Annotated in this window: 16 protein-coding genes; 5 read left to right on the top strand and 11 right to left on the bottom strand. The window is 59.4% G+C overall.

The features are described 5' to 3' along the window. Both EXQ56_08515 and hpnH read right to left on the bottom strand, forming a co-directional pair. The coding region (locus EXQ56_08515; GenBank protein MSO20492.1) for an NAD-dependent epimerase/dehydratase family protein at positions 1-402 on the bottom strand (402 nt) is incomplete at its 3' end. A 152-nt stretch (positions 403-554) separates the two neighbouring features. Next, positions 555-1,559, bottom strand: coding sequence for an adenosyl-hopene transferase HpnH (gene hpnH, locus EXQ56_08510; GenBank protein MSO20491.1), 1,005 nt, complete (start codon positions 1,557-1,559; stop codon positions 555-557). Positions 1,560-1,818: 259 nt separating this feature from the next. Between hpnH and EXQ56_08505 the strand changes: the two genes are divergently transcribed. Next, the gene (locus tag EXQ56_08505) at positions 1,819-2,052 is read left to right on the top strand and encodes an acyl carrier protein (GenBank protein ID MSO20490.1); all 234 of its coding nucleotides are present in this window, start codon (positions 1,819-1,821) and stop codon (positions 2,050-2,052) included. Between the two features lie 38 nt (positions 2,053-2,090). Beyond that, positions 2,091-3,026: a ketoacyl-ACP synthase III gene (locus tag EXQ56_08500; GenBank protein ID MSO20489.1), complete on the top strand. Its 936-nt coding sequence runs from the start codon at positions 2,091-2,093 to the stop codon at positions 3,024-3,026. 60 nt (positions 3,027-3,086) lie between these two features. Here EXQ56_08500 and EXQ56_08495 read toward each other — a convergent pair whose 3' ends face one another. From EXQ56_08495 to EXQ56_08470, 6 genes are all read right to left on the bottom strand, one after another. Beyond that, the gene (locus EXQ56_08495) at positions 3,087-4,274 is read right to left on the bottom strand and encodes a hypothetical protein (GenBank protein MSO20488.1); all 1,188 of its coding nucleotides are present in this window, start codon (positions 4,272-4,274) and stop codon (positions 3,087-3,089) included. 14 nt (positions 4,275-4,288) lie between these two features. Further along, the gene (locus EXQ56_08490) at positions 4,289-5,767 is read right to left on the bottom strand and encodes an MBOAT family protein (protein ID MSO20487.1); all 1,479 of its coding nucleotides are present in this window, start codon (positions 5,765-5,767) and stop codon (positions 4,289-4,291) included. Next, entirely contained in the window at positions 5,768-6,298 is a 531-nt protein-coding gene (locus tag EXQ56_08485) for a hypothetical protein (GenBank protein MSO20486.1), read from the bottom strand. A 9-nt stretch (positions 6,299-6,307) separates the two neighbouring features. Continuing rightward, positions 6,308-6,997, bottom strand: coding sequence for a hypothetical protein (locus EXQ56_08480; protein ID MSO20485.1), 690 nt, complete (start codon positions 6,995-6,997; stop codon positions 6,308-6,310). 115 nt (positions 6,998-7,112) lie between these two features. Then, entirely contained in the window at positions 7,113-7,472 is a 360-nt protein-coding gene (locus tag EXQ56_08475; protein MSO20484.1) for a cupin, read from the bottom strand. A gap of 237 nt (positions 7,473-7,709) precedes the next feature. Beyond that, entirely contained in the window at positions 7,710-8,756 is a 1,047-nt protein-coding gene (locus EXQ56_08470) for a radical SAM protein (protein MSO20483.1), read from the bottom strand. Positions 8,757-8,940: 184 nt separating this feature from the next. Here EXQ56_08470 and EXQ56_08465 point away from each other — a divergent pair, with 184 nt between their 5' ends. Beyond that, positions 8,941-10,116 carry a tetratricopeptide repeat protein gene (locus EXQ56_08465; protein ID MSO20482.1) on the top strand — a complete coding sequence of 392 codons (1,176 nt, stop codon included), beginning with the start codon at positions 8,941-8,943 and terminating at the stop codon, positions 10,114-10,116. Positions 10,117-10,137: 21 nt separating this feature from the next. On the opposite strand, the gene EXQ56_08460 is transcribed toward EXQ56_08465, so the two are convergent. After that, positions 10,138-12,471, bottom strand: a complete 2,334-nt coding sequence (locus EXQ56_08460) for an LPS-assembly protein LptD (protein MSO20481.1) — start codon at positions 12,469-12,471, stop codon at positions 10,138-10,140. A gap of 136 nt (positions 12,472-12,607) precedes the next feature. On the opposite strand from EXQ56_08460, the gene EXQ56_08455 reads away from it, so the two are divergent. Both EXQ56_08455 and EXQ56_08450 read left to right on the top strand, forming a co-directional pair. Next, on the top strand, positions 12,608-13,729 hold the full coding sequence (locus EXQ56_08455) for an RDD family protein (GenBank protein MSO20480.1): 1,122 nt from the start codon (positions 12,608-12,610) through the stop codon (positions 13,727-13,729). 52 nt (positions 13,730-13,781) lie between these two features. Further along, positions 13,782-15,998 carry a glycoside hydrolase gene (locus tag EXQ56_08450; GenBank protein ID MSO20479.1) on the top strand — a complete coding sequence of 739 codons (2,217 nt, stop codon included), beginning with the start codon at positions 13,782-13,784 and terminating at the stop codon, positions 15,996-15,998. Positions 15,999-16,016: 18 nt separating this feature from the next. Here EXQ56_08450 and EXQ56_08445 read toward each other — a convergent pair whose 3' ends face one another. After that, positions 16,017-17,210: a hypothetical protein gene (locus tag EXQ56_08445; protein ID MSO20478.1), complete on the bottom strand. Its 1,194-nt coding sequence runs from the start codon at positions 17,208-17,210 to the stop codon at positions 16,017-16,019. A gap of 110 nt (positions 17,211-17,320) precedes the next feature. Next, the gene (locus EXQ56_08440) at positions 17,321-17,599 is read right to left on the bottom strand and encodes a hypothetical protein (GenBank protein MSO20477.1); all 279 of its coding nucleotides are present in this window, start codon (positions 17,597-17,599) and stop codon (positions 17,321-17,323) included. Positions 17,600-17,603: the final 4 nt, after the last annotated feature.

The following is a 17,603-nucleotide window of genomic DNA, read 5'->3' as shown; positions in this document are numbered from 1 at the left end:
TGTCGCGACGTCGTTCTCCGCAGCGGGTCGACCGTCTTCCGTAAAGCGCAACGTGCCTACGGTACTGGTGTAAACGAATCGCTCGACATTCGCCTCGCCTGCGACTTGTAAAAGATTTTCAGTGCCATCCACGTTGTTGCGATAGAGATCCCGCGGATCGCGCGCCCAGAGGCGGTAATCGGCGGCCACGTGGAAGACAGAGGAGCAGCCGGAAACGGCGCGGCGCAGGGAGTCGACATCGCGCAAATCACCTTGCACAGTTTCGAGCGCAAGGCCCGCCAGCGCATCCGGTGAGCTGGTGGGTCGGGTGAGCGCGCGGACGGCGAAGCCCTCCTCACACAGACGGCGCGCCACATGGCTGCCGACAAACCCCGTGCCTCCAGTAACTAATATTTTGGGCATTGAAAGTCCGGACTAAGTGCGATGGTCGCGAGGATTCCGAAAAGAGTTGGGTGGAACATTCCGGCGTGCCGTGGACCGAAACGGAGCGGTTGCGTCCCTGACAATAACGAAAACGGCGAGACCGCTTCTTTCCGGTCGAGGCCTGCCAAAACCTACGAAGTGAGCGCCCAGGTCATCATCTTGAAAGTATCGCCCAACCGCGAGTTGACGCCGAGTGCCGCGCTTGGCTCATAGCCGCAATGGACCATGCAGTTTTCGCAGCGCGGGTCCTTGCCGTAGCCGTATTTCTCCCACGGCGTGTTGTCGATCAACTGTTGATAGGTTTCGTGATGCGCGTCGGTCATCAGATAGCATGGGCCTTTCCAACCTTGCGTGTTGTAAGTCGGATTGCCCCAAGCTGTACAGCTCAACTCACGATCACCCTTCAGAAATTCGAGATAAATGGGCGAACTGTTCAGTTTGTAACGGTTAAATAGGCGGTCGATATCACGGAACTTGTCGCGGATCATGGCGCGATCCATAAAAATTTCCTTGGTCTTCACGGCGCTGTACGAATAGGCCGGCGAGAGCATGTGTCCGTCGCAACCGAGCGATTGCAGATAATCAAGCATGGCTTCGATCTCGCCCATGTCAGTCTCGGCGTACACAGTGGTGTTGGTGCAAACCATGAAGCCAGCAGCCTTGGCCGCTTTGATGCCGGCGACAGCGGCCTTAAACACGCCTTCACGCTCGACACAGATGTCGTGCGTTTTTTCGAGCCCGTCAATGTGCACGTTGAAGAAAAAACGCGACGAGGGTTGGAACTCCTTCAGCCGCTTTTCGATGAACATGCCGTTGGTACAGAGGTAAACGAACTTCTTGCGGTTCATCAGCTCGGCCACCAGTTTGTCGAGAGGCTGCCAGATCATCGGCTCGCCGCCGCAGATGGAGACGATGGGCGCGCCACAGTCCTCCACCGCGCCTAGGCACTGCTCAACCGGTATCGTTTCCTTGATGGTCTCTTTGTATTCGCGGATGCGACCGCAGCCGGTGCAAGTAAGGTTGCAGGCGTGGAGCGGCTCCAGCATCAACACCAGCGGGAATTTCTCGCGCCCCATCAGCCGGTTCTTCATCACGTACTTGGACATCGTGAGCGTCATGCTCAACGGAAACGGCATGTGATCCTCACTTTTCTCTCCAACATCGGAAAGCCCCAATAATAACCAGCATATTACGGTCGAGACCCTCTTGAACAGTCAAAAGGTTTCCCGGAAAACCCGGTTGGGTTAAAGTGACCACCGAACATAAAGAAGTCCCTGCCAAATGAAGCCGCCTATCCATTTCGACAATAATGATGCCTGCTTCTGTTTACCTTTCGCGCTCGGTAAACCATGCACATCCGGATATAATTAATTCTTGGGAGAAACGAGTACGATTATGACAGACCGCGAGAAAATTCAGCAGATTCTTCAGGGCATATCCAAAACTGCGCTGCCCGCCCAACCCTCGGAGTCGTTGTTCGATGCTGGCGTGCTCGATTCGTTTTCGCTGGTGGATTTGGTGGCCGGGCTCGAGCAGGCCTTCAGCATTAAGATTCCTGACTCAGATTTGAATCCACGCCAATTCGATTCCATCGCGCACATTGAGAAATATCTCAACAGCCACCGCTAGAGCCGCCGCCAAGAGCGCCAAAAAAGTAGGTGCCTCCCGTGTCATTCATTCGAGCCTTCGGCGCATACCTGCCGGAAACTATGATCACCAACGACCAGCTTGCCTCGCGGCTCGGCTGCGAGGCCGAGTGGATTTTCACGGCCTCCGGCATTCGGGAACGACGGCAGGCGGGTGTGGATGAAACGCTCGTCGAGATGGCGGCGCGCGCAGGCCGCGCGTGTCTTGAACATGCGGACCTAAACCCGGATCAAATCGGAATGGTTATTATGTCCACCGGGTCCGCGCCGCGTCGCTTCCCCGGTCCAGTGGCGGAGACTGCTTCAAAATTAAGTTTGCCCGCTGGCGTGGCAACACTCGACGTGCCCATGGCCAGCGCTGGAACACTCTTCGCGATGGCGCTCGCCGATCAATTGGCGGTGCGCTATGGAAACATTCTGGTGCTCGGCGTGGAGAAGATGACTGAAATCGCGTGGCGCGAGCCAGCCGATCCCAACATGGCGATTCTTTTTGGCGATGGCGCGGGGGCGTGCCTGATCAGCCCTAATTCCGGCATCGCGGAAATCGTGGATCACACGCTGCAATCCGACGGCAGCTTCACCCGCGATCTGCGGCTGGAACACGACGGCACTCTATACATGGAAGGCCGCAGCGTGATCCTGCAAGCCTCGCGCAAAATTCCAGCGGCGATCATGCTGCTGCTGGAGCGCCATAAATGGTCTGCTGCCGAGATAAATGTCCTACTCATGCATCAAGCGAACCAGAATCTAATGAACCGCGTCGCGCAGGCTGTTGGCATGGCGCAGGATCGCGTCTTCAGCGTGATCGAGAAGACCGGCAACACCTCGTCAGCATCCATGCTAATCGCGGCAGCAGAGTGGACACAGGAGCAGACATCACTCTTGGGCAAGCGCATCGCCTTCGCTGCTTTCGGTGCCGGATTCCACTGGGGCGCACTGCTCGCACGCGGTGTCTAGGCCATATTTCGGGATTGTGTGTCAGAGCCCCGACTGCGAGGGAGGGGGCACGTTTGACAGTCACTTGTTGTCGTCAAACGTGCCCCCTCCCTCGCGGTCGGGGCTCTGATCGATTTGCTCGTGGATGTAAGTGGTGAACTGGTCGCCGCCTGCGTGGTTCAGGTGTACGGTATCGAAGAACATGCTGCAATCGGTGGGGAACTCAGGCAGCAGCGTTACGCCGGGAGACTGGGCGATGACGGCCATCAGCGTTTGCGCCAGCGCCGCGCGATACTCACTTGGGTAGGCGTCGAAATCGGGATCGAAGTAGGGAGCCTGTACCACGTAAACGCGCGGGACGCGGGCGGCGAGAAATTCCAGCAGGCGCGCCAGCCGCTCGGTCTCAAACCCATTCACCGCGAGCGGCTGATGCACGCGCGGCGCATAGCCCGCCCAGACACCCTCCAGGTCGGGCAGGCGCGTGCTCGTCGATTTACTATTAGAAAGCAGTGCGCGTTCGGCCGCGATGGTCTGCTGTAACTCGCGCAGCGCGCTGGCGTCGCAGACCGCGAAGGCACGGTCCGTCTCCAACGCCTCGGGCTGCTCGCCCGCCGTTTTCAACCAATTTTGCGTGATGATGATCTTCCGCACTCGCGGGACCATGTGTGTGAGCAGGTCTTTCAGGTCAGCGCTATACAGCGCTGGGCGCAATGCCAGCCGCGATGAATTTTCCAGGAATGCCGGGAACGATGGGCTGTGCCGCCACAGTCGCGCGTAGTCTTCCACCCCCAGCTCGGTCTTCAGCAGAGTGAGATCATTTAACAACGTATCGTAGCCTGGTCGCAGGCTCAGCGACTCCGGCGTCAGCATCAACAGCACGGCCCGTGGCTGCATCCCGCGCTGCAAGGACAGCGCGACAATCTTCTCGTAAAGATAGAAATGCGCGGACCCGATGCCCAGATTAAGCGCGCGGGCCTCCGGCGCAAGATCGTTGTAAGTGCTGGCGCGGAATCCCTCCGCGACCGTGGAGTTACCCACCACCAGCAAGCGCGCGTCCCGGTTCGCGTCGATAATTCTCATCGTCAATTCAACGGCGAACGATGCGCTTTCATCGACCAGCAGGTGGCGGTAGCCGCCGAAGTAAAACAGATAGGCACAGGAGGCAAAGAGCACGAAAAATATTCCGTATCCAAGCCACTGCGCTATGCCGCCGGTGACGCGCGAACTACCATCATGCACGGTCTCATTTTCGGGAAACTGTTCGGGCATTCCGCGGGCATCTCCTAAAACTTGAAGTAGAGGAACGGCACGGCGATCGACTGTTTGAAAGTGACGATGGCCAGTCCCAGCAACAACAGCAGCGACATGGCCCAGGGGTTCCACGGGCGGGCTTTCATGTAGTCGATCAGCGGATATCTCTGGTGAAGGAATTGCCCGAGCCAGAATAGCAGCAGCATTCCCGCCACCAACTTTTTATCAGAGCTTAACGCACTGAAGGCTCCGCCGAGTGAGTCCAGATTGAACAAGCCGCCAAGATAGACGCGCAGATCACCGATCTTTTCTATGCGAAACAAAACCCAACCAACCACCACCAGTTGCTGTACAAAAATGATTGCACAAAGATTGTGCAGCCAATCGGGCAACGCTTTCAGTCGTCGCCAGAAGGGCTGACCCGCGCGGTAAGCGGCCAGCAACGCGCCATGATAGAGGCCCCAGAGAAAGAATGTCCAGCCCGCGCCGTGCCACAGTCCGCACAGCGCCATGGTGATGAGCAGATTGCGACAGGGAGCCAAGAGCGAACCGGAGCGCAGCCCCGGCAGCGAGAAGTAAACGTAATCGCGCAGCCAGTGCGAGAGCGAGATGTGCCAACGGTTCCAAAAATCCGCCGCGCTGTTTGCAAGATATGGCCACCGGAAGTTGGCGGGCAAGCGCAATCCAAACAGCAGCGCGGCGCCGAGGGCAACGTCGGTGTAGCCGGAGAAGTCGCAGTAAATCTGCACCGCATAGGCATAGGTGGCCAGAAGTATCTGAGGCGACGACGCGCTGCCTAGCGCGCCGAACACTTCATTGACGTAGCCGGCCAGATTGTCGGCGATGACCAGCTTCTTGAACAGCCCGCAAGTGATCAGCAACAGGCTCTCCCACATGACCGGCGCGGCCAGACACGCGCGCTGGCGGAGTTGCGGCAGAAAGTCGGCGCTGCGCAGGATGGGCCCGGCGGTGAGGTGCGGGAAGAAGTTCAGGAACAGCGCGTAGTCAAGGAAGGTGGCGCCCTCGGGAGCCTGGCGGCGGTAACAATCGATTACGTATCCGATGGCCTGGAAAATATAGTAGCTGATGCCCAGCGGCAGGATGAACTGCGCCGCCTCATTTTGCAGGCCGGGGACAATTTCTGCAAAGCGCAGTCCGGCGCGGCCCATCAGGCTGGCGTATTTGAAGATGGCCAGACAGAGCACGCTCGAGCCGACGCCCAGCCACAGCAGTCGCTGGCGCAGTTCCGGCAACGCGGCGCGCTGAATGCCTGCGCCAATCAGGTAAGTAAACGCGGTGACGATCAGCAGCAGGACTGCGAAAACTGGTTGGGCCAGATAATAGAAGACGAATCCCGCCGCGGCCAGCACCACGCGGCGATACACCGCGCTGGGCGAGAGCATCCACAGCGCCCAGACCGCCGCGAGAAAAATCCAGAATAGAATCGCGTCAAAAGGCATGGTTGGGTCCGGGGTTGGGGATTCGGGGTTCGGGGTTAGGTAGAAGGACACTCATTTATTTTTCCCGCCCGCCTTCCCGCTCGGCGTCCCTCCAGCCGCAAGTGCGGCCTCGATGTGCTCGCGCAGGAACGCGCTGAAAATTTCTCCGCCATGCAGATTGAGGTGAACGGTGTCCATCATCATGCTGCAATCGGGGCTGAGGTATGGAAGCACGGCGACTCCAGGGACTTCGGCTGCAAGCTGGTTCAGCGCTCGCGCGAACTCCACGCGAAACTCTGGTGGGATCTGCACATCGGTGGGATCGTAAAAAGGCGCGGGGACTAAAAATACGCGCGGGACCCGGCTGGTGAAGCGGGCGAGCAGCTTGCGCATCCGGCCCATCTCAAATTTATCCACGCGCAGCGCGGCGGCCGTTCCGATGCGGTCCTGATATGTCCTTAGCGTGCGCTCCAGATCGACGAGGCGCGTGCTTTCAGGATGCTGTCGCTCGGCCACGACCAGTTGCTCGAGCTGGTCGAGCGGCTCGACCGCACAAATCGCGAATGCATTGTTGGGTTCCGGAAAAGCCTCCGGCGTGGTCATTGAATTCAGTCAGCCATCGACAATTTCCGCGTCCTTCAAACGTTGCACGGGACGAAAGGAAAAATCCAGCAGGTCGCCGCTAAACAGCGCGGGCCGGAGCAGAGTGAGTCCGGCATGATTGGCCAGGTTGCTCAGGGCAGGAGTATGCAGGGGCAGGCGCAGGAGATCGCCGAGATTCAATTCCACCTTCAGCACGTTCAGGTCGTTGGTCAGATAGTCGTAGTAGGGCGAGCTGCTGAAACTCAACGATTCTGGCGTCAGCACGATGGCGACGTTGTCCGGCCGAAGGCCGCGATCGAGCGCCATGTGTAACATCTTCTCGAACAGAAACATGTGCGCCGAGGGCACGCACAGGTTGATAGCGGGGCCGCTGGCGCTGAGGACGCGATTGTACACGCTAGCGTGAAAACCCTCGGCGGCGGCGGAGTTGCCGATCACCAGCGTGCGCGCCGCGCGCGAGACCTCGAGCTTGCGGCGGATCAACTCGATGGTGGAGGACGAGCTGCTGTTGGCGATCAGCGGCCGGTAGCCGTGAAGGTAAAAGAGATATGCGAAGCTGCTCAGCAGCGCAAGAAACACAAACCAACCGGCGATGCGCAGGACCGAGTAGCGCCGCTGTGGATGCGGCTCGGGAGGCGGCGAAGCGGGGTCCGCAGCGGGAGGCGCGGGCATGATGTCCTCGGGCACATTGCGCGGCATAGTACGCAGACTAACAGCTTGCGGTCAGCAGTTCAACTTGCGGCAATATTCGGTGGAGTCGTCACTCCAATCACTACAACATCCCACTCCCACGCCGGACTATATCAGCCATCCGCTACGGCGTGTCGCGATGCACCGTAGCGGGCGAAAACGCCGGCAGGCATACCGCGATGTACTCGGTGTCCACGCGCGTGGAGTATTGCACCCACTCGCCCGGCTTGGTGATGACAGCCTGACCGGCGGCCACCTCCATCACGCCGTCGCGATGGCGCACGGTCAGAGTGCCCTTCAAGACGATGGTGAACTCGTCGAACGCGGGCGTCTGTCCCGGCTCTTCCCACCCGGCGGGGCTGCGCATATGCGCGACGCTGGCCGCTTCGGTCTTGCTGTTCACGCGTCCGATGTATTCGTCAATGATCTTGGGCTTGGTGCCCGCGGCCTCGATGCGCGTGGGCGCGGCAACTAAAGTTGGCACGGTTTTCTCCTGAGTCTTAATGCACCCACCGCGTGACAGTGCCGCGCGTGAGCAAGCGGGCCGACGGAACACCATGCCCCGGACAACACTTCGAGTTTTACAGTATCACCTGTACGCGGTCGAGGTAACCCGTCGGCGCTCGGGACGTGTTTTTTCCATCGACCCGCTTGCTCACGCGCGCGGCACTGTCACGCGGTGGGCGCGGTTGGCGGTTTTTTTTCAATTGATCGAACCGCCCTACGACTGCACCAGATGGCCCGCCGCAGGCTCTGCCGACGCTGGCTGCGAGGCGCGCGCGTCGGGACGCGTCTGCGGATCGCGCCAGTTGTCCACGATGGAAATCTGCTGGACGCAGTTCACGGTGCAGAACGGCGCGCAATCCTTCTTGGTCCCGTATTCGCGGCGGATGTCCGCCACGGAATACTTCGCCAATGGAATGCCGGGATAGCCGCGCTGCTGCGAGCAGTAATGCACGAGGCCCTCCTCGCAAATGTAGAGATAGCGCGCGCCGGCGCGGCAGCGCCAATTATGCGGACGACCGTAGGCGATGTTCTCCTGAAATTCAATGAAGCGCGCGAAGCGCCGCTTGCCCCACTTCTTGGTCGCCTCGTAAACGTTGCGGTCGGCCTCGCCGATGGGCTTCAACTGCCCCGAGCCGTCATGGATGATGCCCAGCGTGGTGGTGAAACCCAGCGCCAGGGCGCGCTCGGCGATGTGTATGGCGTCTTCAGGGTTGGCCACGCCACTACCCACCACCGAATTGATGTTCACGGCGAAGTCGGCGTGCTCGGCGAGCATCTCGAGTTTCTTGTCCAGGACTTTAAGACTCTTCTTGGAAACATCGTCGGGCTGCACGTTGTCGATGCTGATCTGCAAATACTCAAGCCCGGCGCGGTTCAGTCGCTCGATGCGCTCGGGCATTAAGAGGTAGCCGTTGGTGATCATGCCGGCGATGATGCCGTGGTAGCGCATGCGCGCGATGACCTCGTCAAGCTGCGGGTGCAGCAGAGGCTCACCGCCGCTGATGGTGATGACGGAGGTCCCCAGCGCGGCCAGTTGATCGACGCGTCGCAGCATTTCCTCGAGCGGCACGGGCGGAGAAAAATCGTCAAACTCGTTGCAGTAGGTGCAAGCCAGATTGCAGCGGCGCTGCGGAATGATGTGCACCAGCAGCGGATGATCCTTGTGTACAAGCCCCCAGGCCACGCGCGACCACATGCGATAGACGCGGTGCGCGGCCAGCGCGCGGCGTTTAATTCGAGTGGTGAGTTTGATCGAAGCCATAATTCAGAACGCCCAGATGTCCTGCCCGCACTCTGCGGCGGGCTCCGCAGGAACCACTATAATAGCACCTCGCACGCGCCGCCGATGCGCCGCAGATGTTAGCTGACCAACTCCAGATTGCGCCCATAGCGGGTTCAAGAAAGGACGGCATACTGTTAACTCGATTGAGGCCCAGTGAGGCGGCGTGATTCAGGCAGAGACGCCGAGCACTGCTTGTGATAGCCTTGCAGACAAGATGCGGCCTATACGATTTACACGAATTACACGAACACGATCCATTGATCAGGCACAAGATGCCGTAGCACATTTTCTGTTGCTCTGTCTGCTGGGATTGGCGCTGGGTGCCACACCGGCCCGCGCGCAGCAAGCGCAGTGGGAAGCGCTGAATCAACAGCTCTCCGAACTGTACGGTAAAGGCCGTTATCAGGAGGCGCTGCCGGTGGCCGAGCGTGCGCTTTCAGTGGCTGAGCAAACTTTCGGGACCACTCACTTCAACGTCGCCAGCAGTCTCAATAATCTCGCCGAGATTTACCGCCTGCTGGACCGGACGGATGAGGCCGAGCCTCTCTATCAGCGCGCCATGCGCGTTGCCGAGCGCAGCATGGGCAACGAAAACACTCTACTGGCCGCCACGCTGAATAACCTGGGTGAGCTCTATCGCACGCGGAAGGATTACCCGGCAGCGGAGCCGCTTTATCGCCGCTCGATCCAGATTCGCGAGAAAACGCTGGGCGCGGAATCCGCCGACTTGGCGCAGGCGCTGAACAACCTCGCGTTGCTGCACGCCGATCAGAACAAGTGGGAAGAGGCTGAGCCCCTCTATCAGCGCGCGCTGGCTATCTACAAGAAATCCTATGGCGAGCAGAGCGCGCTAGTGGGGGCCACCTCCGGTAACCTCGCCGAGCTGTACCGCCATCAGGAAAAATTCAAAGAAGCTGAGCCGCTTTACGCGGCAGCCATCGCCATCGCCGGAAAGCTGAATGGCGCGCAGCATTCTAGTACTGCGTCGCTGCGCAACAATCTGGCGTTACTCTACAGCGCGCAGAAGAAATATAAAGAGGCCGAGCGCAGCTTCCAGCAGGCGCTGCTCATTCAGGAGAAAGCCTACGGGCGCGACGGCTCAACGGTGGGCACCACGCTGATGAACATGGCCAGCATGTACGATGACATGGGCGAGTTATCGAAGGCCGAGACCGCCTGGATCCGCGTGCTGGGCATCGCTGAAAAGGTCTACGGCAAGAACCATTCCGCGCTGTCCACGCCCCTGAACGCACTCGCTGATATCTACAAGAAGCAAAACAAAACCCCGCAAGCCGAAGAAATGGCCGCCCGCGTGGCAAACCTCTCAGCGCAAAAATAGATTCACCATTCTTCCAATTGCTCAGAACAGGCGTTCCTGCTTTTTCAGGGTACCGAAGGTGCCGATGTTGGCCAACGAGAAGGCTACGCGGAATTGATTTTCGTTTCGCGCCGGGCCAAGGGCGAAGCGACGGAATTCAAGGCTGATGCCGCAGCAATCGTTATTGTAACTGCCTTGAAAGGCCGTGTATTGCAGATAGCCCGCGCGCACGTCGAGTGCTCCGGCCACCACTGCGTTCCATCCGACGCGGGTCATGTTGCCGTGGCCCAACGAGAAGCCCAGTTGATTGGCGGCCGCGGCCAGCGTTGGCGTGGTCCGGACAAAAGAATGGCTGAGCGAGAGGAAGTCTTCGCCGAATCTCACGCTGCTCACCAGACCGCCGTGCGTGAAGCGGTGCAGCTCCGGATCGTAGTCCTCGCGCACCTCCAGCTCCAGGTGGCTGGCGGGGCGGAAGCGCAGATAGGATATAAGAGGCGAGAAGCGCCGTGGGCGGTCGAGAAAGGCCGAGGCAGTCAGCATCAGTGGCGAGAAGAACACGTTGCGGCGCCCGAGTTCGAGCGCGCCGCCAAAATCGTTATCAAAGTAATATTGCTGCTTGATCTCCAGGGACAATATTTCGTCCATGCTGCCAGCCCCGCCAGGACCCCGGCGTGTGAGTATCCGATTATTGATGGAGTATTCCAACTCCCGCGTATTGGTCACCAAATCCTGCTCGTCAAAGACCAGAATTTCCCGGAAGTCTCCGGCTCCATTCACCAGACGGAAATCCACCCGGGGCTCGATCACATGCCGTACCGCGGACTGACTCAACCAAGTACTTGAGTACGTTCGGGAAATATAGGGAAGATTCCATTGCAGCGAGAGACTAGTTACTCCCCGCGTCAATGTTTCTGAGTCCAGAGAAGATACCGCGCGGCGATTGCCATAGTGAGTCGCACGAAACCCCAGTTCCGTATTCAATGACGAGCCGCCGGCGCGCAACGGTAGCGATAGGCGTGGATATAACTCCAGCCTTTCAAACAGCGAACTGCGCAGACCACTCCCGGTCCGCACGGAGGGCTCGCTGCGGCTGACCAGACCCGCTGAAAGATCCCAGCCAAGCCGAAACGGCAAGTGTCGCCAAAGTTGCTGGTCGAGGCGACGATAATCCAGGCGAGGCAGAGCGCGCAAACGTACGGCATCATTCGGTTGCAGACTTTGGAAGTTCTCCGTGCGCGAGAGAAATAAGTTCAATTGGTGCGGGCCCTGGTTGTGTGAGAGAAATCCGAAGCTATGTATCTCGGAACTCACCGCCTCGGTGTACGTCTGCGAAAACGCCTCACGGAACGTCAGAGAGCTAAGGTAATTAAAATCCACAACGCCACGTATATTGGACCCGATCCGAGTGACTCCCTCGGCGCGGGCGGATCGCCCTCCCTGATCCACTTTGTTGGGCCCGAAGCCACGATCTTCCACGCCATAATAAGTAAGTCGCAAACTGGAGGAGGCATTCAGCACCGAGCGGAAGCTGGCTTGCTGCGACCAGCCACGCGCGCTCAGGTATTCGCCGCCCAGCTCGGCATCCATGCTGCGATTGATCGCCCAGTAGAATGCCTCGCCGACAACGAAGCCAAAGCGCGAATTATTGCCCACCGAGGGCGCCAAAAATCCAGAGTTGCGCGGTCGAACACCCAGCGAGCGATAGAGGATCGGCAGATAGAGTACCGGAACTTTCAAGACGCGTAGCGTGGCACTGTGAATGACCGCATCTGAATCCGGACGGATAGTCGAGCGCGGCGCGGAGAACGTCCAAGTGGGATCAGCGGGATCGCATACAGTAATTTCGGCGTCGAAGACGCGGTACTCGCCAGATTCGTCGCGCTCAGCGCGGCGGGCATTGAAATAAATGGGATTAGTGGTTACCAGAAGTGACGCAGAGGAACGCGCCAGCCCGCCGAGACTGCCCTCCACGTTGTGAAAGTTGGCGGCCCCGGTATGAAGATTGTATTCGGCGCGCTCCGCCTGCATCTGCTCATTGCGACCCAATTGGCTGAAGCGGACATTCCCGGTGGCGATGGCGGCGCCGCTCACGGCGTTGTAGTCCACGCGGTCGGCGGTGAGACGCATGTCATCGCGAGTGATCTCGACGTTGCCCGTCAAAGTATAAAGATCGCCAACTTTCTCCTGCGCGTCGGCCTTCATGTCCACTGGAGAAGTGGCGGAAATGGCATGGGGGACAGCGAGGATAGTGGGAGCGGGAGTGGAATGTAGCTCTGGAGGCACCTGCCCTAATAACGGGCGCGGACAAATTAGAGGCTGCAATACCAGCAGGGCTATGGTAACTAAGTATTTCAGCGCCTTCGCGATGGTCCCCAAGCAAGCTCCTGACGGGTGATGCTTTCAGCGGCCCAAGTCGGCCACCAGCCGAAAAGTAGCATGTGGCCACGGCGTATTGCAAGGCGATGACGTGAATAGGATTTTGTAACGGCAACACCTTCCGGAGCGGCCTGCCATGGCGCAAGCATTTGCGCAACTCAATCCCCAACATACTAACCAAGAGCCGGCCCCTCTTCGTCTGCAGCGCGACTGCCCAACTTGTGGATTTCACAATCTGGGGATGGATGTCCGCTGCCAGAAATGCGGGCGGAGGCTGCCGCCTAAGGTGAGCGCATCTCCGTTAACTGCAGCACGCGAATCCACAGTGGCGGGGACTGCGGAAGATTCGGCGTCCCATCACGCGGTGGCAAGTATTTCTGCTTTGAACATCGCCCCTGCAGCGCCGCCGCGTCCGGTGATGCCGGATCATGTGCGCCGCGAAATACACTCTAAAGTGGAGCGGTTCAGGGCGCGCCGCCAGGGGCAAACTCTGCCCCTACCCTTCGACCAGCCTGTCCTGGTGGAGGCGGAGAACTTAGTTCCGTTCCCCACGTCAGAAGAGGCTCCTGAGCAAAAAATTGGGCGACAGCGCAACTATCGAGAGCCTCAGATAGCGCATATGGAGACGATCCCGCCGATTCAGCAAGTAGTCCTGGCACCTGCGGAGCAAGGCCTCGCCGGAGATATAGCGGAGACCATTGCGCACAGCGATGGGGCACCCGCTGCGCAACCGCTGGGAGAGGTCCCCCCAGCAAACGTTGCGCCGCCGCTCGTAAATCATTACCCACCACAGGCGCCGTTGTTCTTTGGCGCGCAAGAGACCGTGTGGCAGCAGTGGCAGGCGTTGCCGATCGCGCCGCTGAGCCGCCGCATGGCCGGACACGGGCGCGATCTGGCATACATACTATGCGGAATCGCGCTATTCGCCGCCCCTTTCTATTGGATCGGGGGCCAGCCCCCGCTGAAACTTTTCTTGCTGGCTGGCATGCTTTGTGGTTCCCTGTTACTTGCCTTACTGTACGGCGCACTATTCTTGGGCGTAGTCGGCGAAACGCCGGGCATGCGCGCCGCGGGCATACGGGTGGTCAGCTTTGACGGTCGCCCGGCAAGCCGCCAGCAGCGGTTGATTCGGGTGGCAGGTGCGCTGGTTAGCGCAGGATCATTCCTGTTCGGTTTTATCTGGGCTCTGGTGGATGAAGAAAAGCTCTACTGGCATGATCATATCTCCAAAACATTTCTCACCGACTCCGTGGACTGATGCCGCCCCCGGCTGCACAGACTCTCCGCCGGATTTTACCCCAGCTTGAAACATGCCTTCACTCAACCACAAAATTCGCCTCTGTCTGCTGTGGCACATGCACCAGCCGTATTACAAGGACTTGTTCACCGGCGTCTATCGGTTGCCGTGGACGCGCATGCACGCCCTAAAGGATTACTACGGCATGGTGGCGCTGTTCGAGGAGTTCCCCACTGTCCATGCCACGTTCAACCTAGTGCCTTCGCTGCTAACTCAGCTCGAAGAGTACGCCGTGGACCAAGCCAATGAACCGGTCCAACAGATTGCCTACAAGCCTGCCGACGAGTTGCGCATGGAGGACCACGTCGCCGCGTTGAACTCGCTGTTTCAAGCCAACGTGGATCACCTGATCTCGCGCTACCCGCGCTATCGCGAACTCTACGATCGCTACGCGGCGGCACAGTTCAGCGCCGAGCGTGCGCTGCCCTTTTTCCAGAAATCGGATTTTGCGGATTTGCAGGTGCTCTCGCAACTCGCATGGTTCGACGAGTTCTATCATGACCACGACCCCGCCATCCAAGCGCTTACTGCCAAGGGTCGCGGCTACACGGTGGAGGATCAAGCGCTGCTGCGCGAGCGCCAGCAGCATCTTCTGCGGCAGATCATCCCGGCCTACCGCCGGGCCGCCGAGCGCGGGCAGATCGAAATATCGACCTCACCCTTCTATCACCCCATCCTGCCGCTGTTGTGCGACACCGATTGCGCGCGCGAGCCGCATCCCGGCGTGCCGCTTCCGCGTCAACGCTTCATGCGCCCCGAGGACGCACGCACGCAACTCGATCGGGCCATCGCGCTACACACCCGAATGTTTGGGAGCAAACCGGCGGGCGTGTGGCCATCGGAGGGATCGGTCTCGCCACAGGTGGCCGAGCTGTGCGCGTCGCTCGGTTTCCGCTGGATGGCCACGGACCAGCGCATCCTGGGCAACTCGCTCGGCATGCCGTTCTATCGCAATGAGTCTGGCGAGTTGATCAACGCCCATCATCTCTATCAGCCCTATCGTTATGACACGCCATCGGGCGCGGTGGACTTCCTTTTTCGTGATCAGGAGTTTTCTGATTTGATCGGCTTTGTGTATTCGCGCATGGATGCGCAGGCCGCGGCCGCCGATCTGGTGGGACGGATTCAGCAATCGGCCGCGCCGGTGCTGCGGCAGGGGCAGGACGCCTTGGTACCGGTGATCCTCGACGGCGAAAATGCGTGGGAATACTATCCACGAAGCGGACGCGAATTTCTGCGCGCGCTCTACGGGCGACTCGCTTCTGATACAGGTATCGAGTGCCTGACCGTCTCGGAGGCTCTCCACCATCACGGTGCGCCGGAAAAATTGCCTCGGTTGGCGACAGGGTCATGGATCGGCGCTAACTTCGATATCTGGATTGGAGCAGATGAGGACAATCAGGCCTGGAACCTGCTTCACGCCGCTCGAGAGTTCTTCGACCAGCACGCGGCAGACGCCTCGGCGAAAAATCAGGAACTGGCGCTCGAAGAATTATTGATCGCCGAAGGCAGCGACTGGTGCTGGTGGTACGGCCCGGAGCATTCCACCGCAAATGATGCGGACTTCGACTCGCTGTTCCGCGCGCATCTGGCGAATGTTTACCGCAGCCTCGGCGGACGTGTGCCGGACGCGCTGGCGCAACCCATCGCGCACATCGGACACGCCTTCGTTTTTCAGCCGCCTACCGCGCTCATTCGCCCGCAAATTGATGGTCGCGTCACCAGCTATTTCGAGTGGATGGGTTCCGGAATCTACATCCCGGACCTGCGCGCCACCACCATGCACGGCCACCCGTCGGTGATGCGCGAGGTGCACTTTGGACGTAGCGACAGCTCGTTCTATCTGCGTGTGAATTTCGCCGAGCCAGCGCTTGCTGAATCATTACGGCAACATCTGCACCAGCACGCGTTACGCGTGAATCTCCGCCAGGGGGGGGTATCCACCGGCGTCCGAGTGGACCTGGCGCTGAATGCGGCGGGCAAAACGGAAGCTGAGCAATGGAGTTGTGCTCTACTGAGCAGCGGCGATTCTCCGAGCGACTCCACGTCGCTGGGAAAGGCTGCGTGCAAGCAGGTGTTCGAACTTAGCATCTCGCTTGCTGCCTTGCTGATGGACCCCACCGAGCCATTCGAGTTCCAAATTTCGCTGTGGCAGGACAGCCTTCCCGTGGAATCGCTACCACTCGATGGCTGGCTCGTTGCACCTGCAAATCCGCAGGAGATCATGTAGGCTCACCCACCAAACAATCTACCGAACAACGGGAACGCGCATGACCGCGATGTCGCGCGGAGACTGCCCCAACGGAATCTTGGTTACCAACGTCGGGACGTTGGGATCGATCACCGCCAAATCGTTGGAGGCGGGCCCTAGCACCAGCAGATAGCGACCGCCTGGACTGACGGCCATCGCGCCAGGACGCGTGCCCAGCGCCACGGTGGGCAGGCGCTGGCGATTGGCGATGCTGACGAAAGAGACGGCATCGGACTCGGCGGTCGCGTAGAACAGCAGTAAACCAGTCGCGTTTGTGATCACTCGTTGCGGGTTGCGGCCGGCGATAAGCGACTGAGAAACTTCGTCAGTATAGGTGTTGATAATGGTGATGGACTCCGCGCCAGTATTGGAGACGAATAGTTCACCACCGTCAGGTTTCATGGCCATGTAACTGGGGCCTCTGCCGACCTCAATGTGCGCGATGACGCCACGCGAGAGCAAATCTACGGCGGAGACCGTGCCGTCGCCCGCGTTGGCCACAAAGGCTTGCTGACCATCGGGCCGGATTGCTACAGGGCCGGGCTGACTGCCCACGGCTATTTCGTCCAGAACCTTCGGAGTCGCGTCGGCAGTGGCGCCAATATCCGCCTGAGTTGCAATCAGCGTCAGCGTGTTGCTGTTGCGGTTCGAGACAATTAGAGTCGCTCCATCCGGCGTCAACTGCGCAAATTCCGGGTGCTGGCCCACGGCGACTGTCGCTCTAACTTTGCGCGACCGCAGATCAATCACGGAAACATTGTTGGACCCCGCGTTGACAACATAGGCCGTTCCACCGTCACCGGAAAGCGCGATGAATTGCGGCGATGCGCCTGTGCGAACCGTGCCCTCCACGGCCAGTGTTGCGGCATTCAATATGGTGAGAGTTCCCGCCAAGGAACTAAGAACATAGAGTTCACCGCGCGGGAGGTTGGCGAATAGGCGGTACGGCGTATCGCGCAGAGGCACCGTTCTGGTGATGCGCAATGTGCCAAGATCGACGACGCTCAGAGTACGGCTGGCCTCATTACCAATGAACGCCAGGGAGCGCGCAGCGTCCGCATCCGCCGTAGCCGGTAGGTGATTACATGAGCTAGTCAGCAGGAGAGCGACCGTAAGCAGCGAAGCCAGCACGCAGCTTCGCAGCTTGGCCGTATTGGCGCAATCCGCGCGCTGGGTGAACCTGAATGTCATACCATCAGATTCGCACTTCGTCCCGTTCAACACAATGCCTGTCCGAACACACCACCAGCTATGCGGATGCGTACTGGCATCCAGGGGTGACGATCACGCTTACGTTGGCTTCAAAGAATTGTGGGGGCCTGGAAACTCTGATAGACCCACACTCCGCCCAGCGCCATTAGTAGAATACCGGAGGCCAACGCAACACCTTTTATTATCGGCTCGATTTTGTTGAGCTGTACCACCAGTTCCGCCTGTTCGCGGGCCATGGAGTTTTCGCCCGCGCTAAGGAACAACTGGTCGTCTTCGTGATTTACCAGAGTAGCCCTATAAATCATTAGCACGACCAGAATACCGGTCAACACGCTCCAGACGATCAAACCTATCATGATCCCTGACATGTCC

The sequence above is a fragment of the Acidobacteriota bacterium genome (assembly GCA_009691245.1).
GTDB lineage: Bacteria > Acidobacteriota > Terriglobia > 2-12-FULL-54-10 > 2-12-FULL-54-10 > SHUM01.
This window is presented reverse-complemented; position numbering and strand designations above follow the sequence as displayed.